8 protein-coding genes are annotated in these 10921 nt (G+C 66.0%); 6 read left to right on the forward strand and 2 right to left on the reverse strand.

Translation table 11 applies throughout. From position 1 onward, the window contains the following. The first annotated feature begins 167 nt into the window (after positions 1 to 167). On the forward strand, positions 168 to 2195 hold the full coding sequence (locus tag C3E99_RS18720) for a TonB-dependent receptor plug domain-containing protein (protein ID WP_104960231.1): 2028 nt from the start codon (positions 168 to 170) through the stop codon (positions 2193 to 2195). A 3-nt stretch (positions 2196 to 2198) separates the two neighbouring features. On the opposite strand, the gene C3E99_RS18725 is transcribed toward C3E99_RS18720, so the two are convergent. Beyond that, positions 2199 to 3428: a histidine-type phosphatase gene (locus tag C3E99_RS18725; protein ID WP_158682366.1), complete on the reverse strand. Its 1230-nt coding sequence runs from the start codon at positions 3426 to 3428 to the stop codon at positions 2199 to 2201. 136 nt (positions 3429 to 3564) lie between these two features. Between C3E99_RS18725 and C3E99_RS18730 the strand changes: the two genes are divergently transcribed. The 4 genes from C3E99_RS18730 (at position 3565) to C3E99_RS18745 (ending at position 8589) form a co-directional block, all read left to right on the forward strand. After that, positions 3565 to 3879 (forward strand): PepSY domain-containing protein, encoded by a 315-nt coding sequence (locus C3E99_RS18730; RefSeq protein WP_067106825.1) that lies wholly within the window; start codon positions 3565 to 3567, stop codon positions 3877 to 3879. Then, entirely contained in the window at positions 3879 to 4544 is a 666-nt protein-coding gene (locus C3E99_RS18735) for a response regulator transcription factor (RefSeq protein WP_067106828.1), read from the forward strand. Before C3E99_RS18730 ends, C3E99_RS18735 begins: the two co-directional genes overlap by 1 nt. Before the next feature lie 41 nt (positions 4545 to 4585). Then, positions 4586 to 5878 (forward strand): sensor histidine kinase, encoded by a 1293-nt coding sequence (locus C3E99_RS18740; protein ID WP_199775037.1) that lies wholly within the window; start codon positions 4586 to 4588, stop codon positions 5876 to 5878. Positions 5879 to 6102: 224 nt separating this feature from the next. Next, complete coding sequence (locus tag C3E99_RS18745) at positions 6103 to 8589, forward strand: TonB-dependent receptor (protein WP_158682367.1); 2487 nt, start codon at positions 6103 to 6105, stop codon at positions 8587 to 8589. A gap of 316 nt (positions 8590 to 8905) precedes the next feature. Here the strand turns inward: C3E99_RS18745 and iolG are convergent, their stop codons facing one another. Next, positions 8906 to 9889, reverse strand: a complete 984-nt coding sequence (gene iolG / locus C3E99_RS18750) for an inositol 2-dehydrogenase (protein WP_104960234.1) — start codon at positions 9887 to 9889, stop codon at positions 8906 to 8908. Between the two features lie 147 nt (positions 9890 to 10036). On the opposite strand from iolG, the gene C3E99_RS18755 reads away from it, so the two are divergent. Next, complete coding sequence (locus C3E99_RS18755) at positions 10037 to 10909, forward strand: MurR/RpiR family transcriptional regulator (RefSeq protein WP_199775038.1); 873 nt, start codon at positions 10037 to 10039, stop codon at positions 10907 to 10909. Positions 10910 to 10921: the final 12 nt, after the last annotated feature.

Below are 10921 nucleotides of genomic sequence, written 5' to 3' on the forward strand. Positions count from 1 at the left end.
ACCGACGGGCCACGGCTACGGACCTGGGCTGGCCAGGTTACTGAGGCCCAGGATTTCTGAAACTGACGCCGAACTGACATGGACCGACGAGCAGATGTCAGCGGGACGGGTGCAATGGACCTTACGAGGGCGGGCGAGGTGGCCGCCTGTCGGAGGATCGGCGCCGCATGGGTCATGGCATTCGCATCGCGCTGCTTCTGTGGGCCGGGTCCGGCGCCATCGCGCCGGCGGCGGGGCAGGACGGCGGGGACGCTGGCAGCCCGGTTTACGACCAGCGCTTCTTCGACCGGACGCAACCCTCGAACGCTTACGAGATGGTGGCGCTGCTTCCGGCCTTCACGATCGCCGAAGGCAATGCGGACGTGCGCGGCTATTCGGGCGTTGCGGGCAATGTCCTGATCGACGGACAGCGCCCCGCCGGAAAGACCGACACGCTCGAAGCGGTCCTGAAGCGGCTTCCAGCGGCGCGCGTCGCCCGCATCGAACTGATACGCGCCGGGACGGCGGGCTACGACATGCAGGGCTATGCGCTGCTCGCCAACATCATCCTGGTGAAGACGGGCACGATCGGCGGCCGGATCGAGGCAGAGCAGGCGCTCTACCGGCACGGCCTGCGCGCGCCGCGCATTTCGGCGCAGGCGACGTTCGACGGGCGCGGGCGGGTGATCGACCTCTTCGCCACCGTCTATCGCGAGATCGATGACGAGCATGGTTTCGGCGTCCGCAACCGCTTTGCGAGCGACGGCACGCCGCTGCGCCTCGTCGATTATGCGCAGCCCGAGGGCGCCGACATCGCGCAGGCGACGCTCGCCTATCGCCAGCCGCTGCTCGGCGGGACGCTTCGTCTCAACGGGCTGATCCAGGACAAACGCAAATTCGCCGATATCGCCCATGCCGTCACTTTCCCCGCGCCCGATGCCATCGTCGGCAGCGAGCGCAAGCATGCGCAAACCTATGAAGCGGGCGTGCGCTACGAACGCGCGCTCGGTCCCGCGGACGATCTCGAGCTGGTCGGAAGCTATCGGTCGGTGGCGACGGTCGGCCTCGATCGCGAATCCACCGCGTCGGAAAGCAGCGTCTCGGACGAGCGGTCGAACGCCAGCGAAGCGATTCTGCGCGCCGCGCTCCGCCACCACCGGGGCGGCGCGACGATCGAGATCGGCGCCGAGGGCGCGGTTAACAGTCTCGATGGCCGGAATGCGTTGATAGAGGACGGCGAGCCGGTTCCGCTGCCCCAGGCCAACGTCCGGGTTGCCGAACGCCGCGCCGAATTGTTCGTGACCGCCAGCCGTCCGCTCGGCGCGCGGACCGTCGCGGAGTTCGGCATCAGATACGAAATGTCCCGCCTGTCGCAGACGGGCGACATCGACCTCGTCAAATCCTTCGCCTTCTGGAAACCGCGCGCGCGGCTCGTCTGGACGCCGACGCCGAACCGGACGTTTCGCCTGCTGGCCGAGCGCGCGGTCGGCCAGCTCGATTTCGACGATTTCGTCGGCGCCGCGTCCTTGACCAGCGGAACGATCAGCGCCGGCAATGCCGATCTGGAGCCCGACAGCCTCTGGCGCATCGAGCTGAGCTACGAACGCCGCTTCGGCGCCGGATCCGTCACCGTTGCCGCGCGCCGCGAATGGATATCCGATCTGGTCGACCAGCTTCCCGTCGTCGTCGATGGGACCCTGTACGACGCGGTCGGCAATATCGGCGCGGCACGCCGCGATACCGTCGAAGCGTCGCTCAAATGGCCGCTGGACGCGTTCGGCGCCAGGGGAGTCGTGGTGACTGCCGATCTCGTCGCGCGGCGCGGCCGGGCGACCGATCCCGCGACCGGCGAGCGGCGGCCCATCTCGGGCGACCTTCCGGTCGAGGCGCGGGTGGCGTTGACCCATGACATTCCGGCGTGGAAGCTGCGCTGGGGCGGCGGCTATGCCTTCGCGCGCACCGAGACCGCGTTCAAGGTCGAGGAGGTCGAGGCCGATCGTCTGGCCGGGCGGCTCGATCTGTTCATCGAATATCGCCCCGATGCGCGCTGGACGCTTCGCCTGTTCGGCCGGAATCTGACCGACAGCGCCGCGACGCGGACGCGCGACATCTATGCCGGCGTCCGCGGCGACGCCGCGCTGCGCTATCGCGAACTGCGGGTGCTGCGCAGCGGCCGCTCTATCGGGTTGACCGTCCAGCGCAGCTTCGGCGGATAGGCCCTATCCGCGCGGCGCGGCGATCCGGGCGAAATCGCTCCAGCTGCACGCGGTCGCCGCGACCGAATCGCCACACCCCGGAATGGGGAGATAGCGGCGGAACAGGGCATCGTCCGATCCCAGCGGTTCGAGGTTCCTCAGCTGGTCCATCGTCTGCGCGCGATAGAAAGCGCGGACATAGCGGTCGCCCCCGGCCGTGCTGACCAGTTCGAACCCCAGCGCGCTGCCGGGTGGAACTTCGTCGGCGGGGTAGCTCGGCACCTGCCAGTGCAGGTCGAAGAAGCCGCCGAGGTCGGCGACGTTGGTGTCGTGTCCGGCGAGCAACGTCAGCCGCGCCGGGCTCCGATCACCGAGCGCCGTGACGATCTCGTGCACGATGGGCGCGGCAGCGGCAGCAGCGATATAGCCGGGACGGTTCGAATAACGGAACTTGAGCGGGTGGAAGCGCAGCAATTGCTCGATCTCGGCGCGGCTCACGCGGCCCCAGCCGACTTCGGCCATCGGCTTGCCCTCCAGATATTCGAGCAGCAGCGTCTGGCTGGCCGTCGATGCGACGGCGAGCGGGCCTTCGAGATCGGGGCGATCGTGCGGCTGCGCGACCAGCCGGCTGGGTTCGGCGATGAGCGGACAGGCCGGCACCGCGCAATTCAGCACTTTCGCGAGCAGCGTCAGTTCGCCGCGGTGGCGTTCGGTCTCGGCGGCGAGTCCGCCTTCGGGCGCTTGCGCCAGCGCCGCGTCATAGGCGCGATTCCCGTCGAACGACGCCGGGCCGCTGTCGAGACCGTGAAAGATCGCGTCGTCGTCGGAACCGGCGGGGTGGGATATCGCCGCGGCGCAGCCGGGCATGAAGCCCGCCGCCCAGCTTCGCGCCGTTTCGATCGTGCGCTCCTTGTAACTCGCCTTCAGGGCGATCGTGCCGGGCGCGGGGCATCCGCCGGGGAACAGGCCGCGGGCGCCGAAATAGGCGCGGTCGCTTTCGCCGAGAAGCTTGACACCCGCCGCGCCGCGCGGCGTCAGCAGGCCGAAATCGACGGGCCAGCCGGACCATGTCTCGGACGAATAGCCCGGCGGGACGACGGCGGGCTTCGTCGGCGGACGGATGCCGTGCCGCATCAGCATTACGACCTTCTCCAGCTTCAGCGATGGCTGGCTGGCGGGTGGCGTATCGGCGCCCGGCCCGGGCGCGGCGCAGGCCGCCAGCAGTGCGGTGGATAACAGCAGGATGCGCTTCACGGGCCTCTCCATTGTGGAATAAATTTATCGACACTATATAAATAGGAAAATTTATTTCATCAATGCCATTTGCCGATCCGCCCGTGCGGTCGGTGATGTCAGCTTCCTATCAGCGGCCTTGTGGCAGGAAGGGCGTATGAAAAAGACACTTCTCCTTGCGGTCGCTGTGACCGCTCTCACCGTCCCCGTCGCGATCTCCGCAAAGGACAAGGATGACAAGGCCGACCAACGCGCGGCGAGCGCCGCGCTGGCGCGCGGCGAAATCCTGCCGATCACCCGCGTCCTGGCGATCGCGACCGAGCGCGTCCCGGGCGACGTGCTCAAGGTCAAGCTGGAACGCGAATCCTTCGGGTTCAAATATGAGGTGAAAATCCTGACCGGCGGCGGCAGGGTGCGCGAGGTCGAAATCGACGCCAGGACCGGCCGGGTGATCAAGATCGAGGATGATTGATGCGCGCATTGGTGGTCGAGGACGACCCGGTCGTCGCTTCCGAACTCGTCCGCGGGATGACCGCGGCGGGATTCGTCGTCGACCTTGCGGGTGACGGCCAGCAGGCGTGGTTCAACGGCGATGTCGAGGATTATGACGTCGCGATCGTCGACCTCGGCCTGCCGCGGCTCGACGGGCTGTCGGTGGTCCGGCGCTGGCGCGAGGCGGGACGGAATTTCCCGGTCCTGATCCTGTCGGCGCGGGGTGAATGGACCGACAAGGTTGCCGGGATCGAGGCGGGCGCCGACGATTATATGGCAAAGCCGTGGGCGATGGAGGAACTGGTGGCGCGCGTTCGCGGACTGATCCGCCGCGCCGCCGGACGGTCGAGCCCGATGATCGAGGCGGGGCCGCTGCGCATCGATACCCACCGGATGACCGCGACGCTCGACGGCGCGCTCGTCAAGCTCTCGCCGCTTGAGTATCGGCTTCTCGACTATCTCGCCCATCATGCCGGCCGCGCGGTGCCCGCAACCGAACTTTCCGATCATCTCTATGGCGACGCCGATACCGAAAACGCCAACGCGATCGAGGCGCTGATCGCGCGACTGCGGCGCAAGCTCGGCGCCGACACCATCCAGACCCGGCGCGGCTTCGGTTACGTCCTGCCGGCCGCCGCCGCGTGACGCGACGCTCGCTCCGGCTTCGGTTGATCACGGGGGCCGGTGTGGCGATCGCCCTGGCGCTGATCGTCGCCTGGTTCGCGATGACCTGGCTGTTCAATGGCCATGTCGAGCGGCGCGTCGAGGACGAACTGCTGGTTCAGGTGCGGCCGCTCCTCGCCGATCTGCAATTGGCCCATGGTGTGCCGGTTGCGGGGTCCGAGCCCGCCGATCCGCGCTTCGCGGTTCCAGCCGGTGGTCTCTACTGGCAGGCGTCGACCGCTGCCGGCGCGATCCGCTCGATTTCGCTTTGGGACAGTCATCTGCCGACCACCGTGTCGGCGCCCGCCGACCGGTGGCGGACTCGCCGCGCTGACGGCCCCTTTGGCCAGCAGCTGCTGTTGATGGAACGCGCGATTCGCCTGCAATCGCGGGAATCGCCGGTGATCGTTCAGCTCGGCTACGACCTCGCCAAGCTGGCTCCGGCGCAGCGCGAGTTCGGGCGCGAGATGGCGCTGTTCCTCGCATTGCTGTGGACCGTCCTCGCGCTTGCGGCCTGGGCGCAGGTTGGGCTGGGCCTCCGCCCGCTGCGGCGCGTCGGACAGGAGGTCGAGCGGCTGCGTCGCGATGCCGGGGCGCGTCTGGGCGGCGCCTATCCCCGTGAGCTGGCGCCGCTCACCGAATCGATCGATGCACTGGCCGACGCGCGCGAAGCCGATCTGGTGCGCGCCCGCCGCCGCGCCGCCGACCTTGCGCACGGACTCAAGACGCCGCTTGCCGCGCTTGCCGCGCAAAGTGCAAGGGTGCGCGAGAGCGGAGCGACGGCGATGGCCGATGGTCTCGATTCGTCGATCGCGGCGATGCGCGCGGCGATCGGCGGCGAACTGGCGCGGACGCGGATCAGCCTCGTTCCCGAAGGGCGCAGCACGATCGCGCTGCCGCTGATCGAGCGGCTCGTCGCGGTGATCGAGCAGACCGAGGCAGGCGAGCGCGTGGCTTTTTCGCTGGCCTGTGACGAAAGCGCGACGTTGCCGCTCGCGAGCGACGATGCCGCCGAACTGCTCGGCCCCCTGCTTGAGAATGCCGCGCGCCATGCGCGCCGCCTCGTCCGTGTCGCGGTCGAAGCGACCGGCGAGCGGCGGATGCTGGTCGTCGGCGACGACGGACCCGGTCTTGATGATGCGCAGCGCGAGGAAGCGATCCTGCGCGGCGCGCGCCTCGATTCGGGCGACGAAGGCCACGGGCTCGGCCTCGCCATCGCGCGCGAACTGGCCGAGGCGTCGGGCGGCGACCTGTCTCTCTCGCGCTCGCCGCTCGGCGGGCTTGAAGTCCGCGTCGGCTGGGCGCTATCCGCCTGATCCTTCCGTCAGCCCGGTGTCAGATCGCGCGCCGCGCCGCCCGTTGCCGCGCGTCTCCGCAAGCTATTGTGCAAGATATATTCTATTTGTCTTGCAATATAGAATAATTGTGCCATTATGCTGCCCGAACGAGCGCGGCAGGGAGCCGTGCCGGGGGAGGAGAGTCCATAATGACACGGCGGTTCGGACGGGCGCTTTTGATCACGACATGTCTGGTGGTTCCGATGGCGAGTGCCTGGGCCCAGGATGCGTCGGATGCGGCGGAGCAGGGCGATGCGATCGTCGTCACCGGCCGACGCGCCGCCGACCGCGCGGCGCTAGAAACGAAGCGAAACACCGACACGCAGGTCGACGAAGTCCGCGCCGACGACGTCGGACGGTTGCCCGACCAGAATGTCGCCGAAACGCTGCGCCGCCTGCCGGGCCTCAGCGTCGCGAACGACATGGGCGAAGGGCGCTATCTGACCGTCCGCGGCGTGTCGCCCGACCTGCTCAACGTGACCTTGAACGGTCAGACCGCCGCCGCTCCCGAACCCGACTCGCGTCAGGTGAAGCTCGACGACATCCCGTCGGCGCTGATCGGCGCAGTGACGGTGTCGAAGACGCTGACCCCCGACATGGACGCCAATGCGATCGCGGGCGCCGCCAATATCGAAACCGTGACCGCTTTCGACCGGCCGGGCACCTTCGGCAGCCTGCGCGCCGCCTATGGCAAATATGATCTGAACGGCAAGCATCCCTATGAGTTCGACGCATCGATCGGGTCGCGCTTCGGCCCCGACCGTCAGTTCGGCTTCGTCTTCGCGCTCAACTATTCGAACCGCGAGTTCGAGGCGCAGAACATCCAGTCAGGCGGCAAATGGGAGGAGGTGGGCGGTGAATTCGTGCCGCTGCGCCAGACTCTGCGCGACTATCACACCCGCCGTCAGCGCTATGGCGCGGTCGCCAATTTCGACTGGCGCCCGACCGACGAGGTGAAGGTCTTCGCGCGCTTCCTCTATTCCAAATATAAGGACAAGGAATCGCGTCCGGGCTTCCAGGTCGACCTCGACGAGGACGAGATCACCAACCAAACCGCGACCAGCGGCGATTTCGCCGCCGCCAAGGCCAAGCGTGCTCTGCGCTCGCGCGAGGAAAATTCGGACACATTCACCTCGTCGTTCGGCGGTGAATTCGATCTCGGCCCGAGTTGGCTGCGCGTCGAGGGCAGCTATACCCAGGCCAACAAGCGCGACCCGCATCGCGACGAGATCATCTTCGCGGCCAAGAAGATGACCGGGTCGTACGACCTGTCGGGATCGATCCCGCTCTATCAATCCGATCCGCCGGCGTTCGACCCGACCCAGTATAAATTCGACGAAACAAGCTATGAACATCGCCGCGCGCGCGAGGATCTTTATCAGGCGCGCGCCGATTTCCGCACCCCGATCGGCATCGGCGACGACAGCACGATTCAGATCGGCACCAAATATACGCAGCGGCGCAAGACCAACGACGAAGAATCAGTCATTTATGGCGGCTATGACGACGACTTCACGCTCGACCAGGTTGAGGGCGCGCCGATCGACAGCATCTTCAAGGGTCGCTATCCGTTCGGCGCAACGATCAGCCGTCCGAGCGCCGACAGCTTTTTCCAGTCGAACCTTGCCGGGTTTGAGCTGGATGAGGAAGGCACCGTCGGCGATAGCCTTGCCGGCGACTATCTGATCCGCGAAAAGATTTTCGCCGCCTATGCGATGGCGACGCTGAAGTTCGGCACCTTTACCGCGATCCCCGGCGTCCGCATGGAAAGGACGAAGAGCAATTATGCGGCGAAGGACATTCTCGACACGACGACCGTCGCTGACCTCGGCAAGGATTACGATAGCTTCGGGTCGCAGAGCTACACCGATTTCTTCCCGGGTCTCAACCTGCGCTGGAATGCGACGCCGTCGCTCGTCCTGCGTGCCGCGGTGACGCGCGCGATCGGGCGGGCGAACTATGAACAGCTCGCGCCGACGACGGTCGTCAACACCAGCGACAATGAAGTCTCGATGGGCAATCCGAACCTGAAGCCGCTTACCTCGACCAACTACGACCTCGCGGGCGAATATTATATCGGGCGCAAGGGCATCGTCAGCATCGCCGGCTTCTACAAGACGATCCAGAATCCGATCTATTCGGCGACCACCGAGCAGAGCGGCACCTTTGCCGGACAGGCGCTCGTCGATGCGCAGGTGACGATGCCGGTCAATGCCGACAGCGCGTTCGTGAAGGGGGTCGAGATCAACGCCCAGACCGAGCTCAGCTTCCTGCCCGCGCCGCTCGACGGCTTCAGCATCGGCGGCAGCATCACCTTCGTGAAATCGCGCGCGAAGGGTATCCCGGGCCGCGGTAACGAGCGGCTGCCGCTCGCCAGCCAGTCGAACCGGGTGGCATCGGCCTTCCTCTCCTATGAGAAGGGCGGGCTGTCGGCGCGCATCGCCTATACCCACCGCTCGGCCTATCTGCTCGAACCCGGCGAGGATACCGACACCGATCTGTATGTCGGCTCGTTCAACCAGTGGGACGCGCGCATCGGCTACGACATCGTCAAGAATGTGACGATCTTCCTCGAAGGATCGAACCTCAACGACGAACCCTATCGCGTCTTCCAGGGCATTTCGTCGCGGACCGACGAAGTCGAACGCTACGGCTACTCGGTCAAGACGGGCGTCCAGTTCAAATTCTGATCCCTGCAGGGAGCACTGGACCTGGGGCCGGGGAAACCCGGCCCCTTTCTTTTGAGCGGCTTCGCATATTTCGGTGACGCGGGCTTTGGAGTGGGAAACGGTCGTCTGAGCGATGCACCGGTCTCCCCTCCCGCCTGCGGGAGGGGAGACAATGGCGCCTTCCGGCGAAACCCGGCATTCCAGAAAATTCGCACAGAGGCGCGGAGATCTCAAAGGGGTGAGTTCCATACCCCTTTGAGATCTCCGCGCCTCTGTGCGAATCCCGTTCGAAGCGCTTTGACGGGCAGCTGTGGATCGATTGCTGCCTGCCAGCGAACTATAACAGTACCCGTTCCCCCGTCCGCGCCGACTGCGCCGCCGCTTCGGCCAGCGCCAGCGCCGCGACGCCGTCGCGAAAATCGACGAGCGGTACGGCGCCGTCGAGGATGTCGGCGAAATGATCGGTTTCACGCGCGTAGGCGACCGCGTAGCGATCGAGGAAGAAATTCTGGAAGCGGTCGGCGGCGGCGCCCTCTTCGCCCCACGTCTCGACCGTCGTTTCGAGCTGGTTCTGCGCCCGGATCATGCCCTTCGATCCGAAGGCCTCGATCCGCTGGTCATAGCCATAGCCGCTACGGCGGCTCGACGAGATCATGCAGAGCCGGCCCGACGCCGTGCGCAGGATCGTCTTCGCGGTATCGGCATCGCCCGCCTCGCCGATCGCGGGATCGACGAGCACGGACGCGCTGGCAAAGACTTCCGTCACGTCCTCGCCGAGCAGCCAGCGCGCCATGTCGAAATCGTGAATGACCATGTCCTTGAAGATACCGCCCGACACTTTGACATAATCGACCGGCGGCGGTGCGGGGTCGTGGCTGATGATGTGCAGCGTTTCGAGCGTGCCGACCGCGCCGGCAGAAAGCCGCGCCTGCAATGCCGAGAAGTTCGGGTCGAAGCGGCGGTTGAATGCCAGGAACAACCGCGCGTCCAGCGCCGCGAACCGCGCCGCCGATTCGCGCGCGGCGGCCAGATCCTGATCGAGCGGCTTTTCGCAGAAGATCGCCTTGCCGGCCTCGGCAGCGGCGAGGCTGTAGGGAAGATGGGTGTCGGTCGAACTCGCGACGACGACCCCCGCAACCGCCGGATCGGCCAGCGCTTCCTCGATTGTCGAGACGCGAGCGTCATATTGCGCCGCGATCGCCGCCGCTGCCTCGGGAAAGGGATCGACAACCCGCGTCAGCCGCAGGCGTGGGTTGGCGGTCAGGTTCGCCGCGTGGATTTTGCCGATCCTGCCGGCGCCGATCAGTGCGATGTCGTGCATTCTATCCTCTTCCGGTTGAAACCATATTCCATGTCTATATGATATGGAATACATATTCCATAGCGTGGAACGGGCCGCAGGGCGACAGTTGCGTTACAAGTTTTGAACAGATATTCCGTTTTTCCGGATGAATGGGGGAGAATATATTTGACCGACGTCCCGACTGCCCCCGCCTCGGCGGAGGAACTGCGCGCCGAGATCGTGAGCCGTTACGAGACGCTGAGCAAGCGGCTCAAGCAGATCGCGCGCTATATCCTCGACGAACCCAACGACATTGCGCTCGAAACGCTTGCGGTGATCGCCGACCGTTGCGGCGTCCAGCCCTCGGCGATCGTGCGCTTTGCCAAGAGCTTCGGGTTCGAGGGCGCGAGCCAGATGCAACGACTGTTCCGCGACGGTCTGCTCAGCAACAACGCCGCGCTCGGTTATTCGGAGCGCGTCCGCCAGCTCGATCAGGCAACCAGCGCCAGCGATATCGAGCCCGCGAACCTTCTCTCCGAATTTGTCGAGGGCAACAGTCTCGCGATCCAGAATCTGTTGCAGACGGTCAGCGGCGCCGACATGCGCGCGGCGGTCGATTTGCTGATGGCGGCCGATACCGTGCATGTCGCGGGCTTTCGCCGCTCCTTCCCCGTCGCCTCCTATATCGCCTATTCGCTGCTCCAGGCGGGCAAGCGCGCGGTGTTCATCGACGGAGTCGGAGGTCTCGGGCTTCAGCAGGTGCATGCGATGGGTCCCGACGACCTGCTGATCGCGATCAGCTTTCACCCCTATTCGGAAGAGACGATCGCCGTCGTCAATGCCGCCCGGGCGAGCGGCGGCCGCGTTCTCGCGATCAGCGACAGCCTGGTAAGCCCGGTCGCCAAGCCCGCAGAGCAGGTTCTTCAGATTCGTGAGGCAGAGGTACGGAAATTCCGTTCGCTGTCCGCGTCGATGTGTCTCGCGCAGGCGCTCGTCATCAATTTTGCCTTCGAGGCGACACGCGCCGACGGCAAGGCACGCGAGGACGGCTCGGCATAGCCATTTCATTTC

Origin of the sequence: Sphingopyxis sp. MG (assembly GCF_002953155.1) — a bacterium.
In the GTDB taxonomy this organism is placed as follows: Bacteria; Pseudomonadota; Alphaproteobacteria; order Sphingomonadales; family Sphingomonadaceae; genus Sphingopyxis; species Sphingopyxis granuli.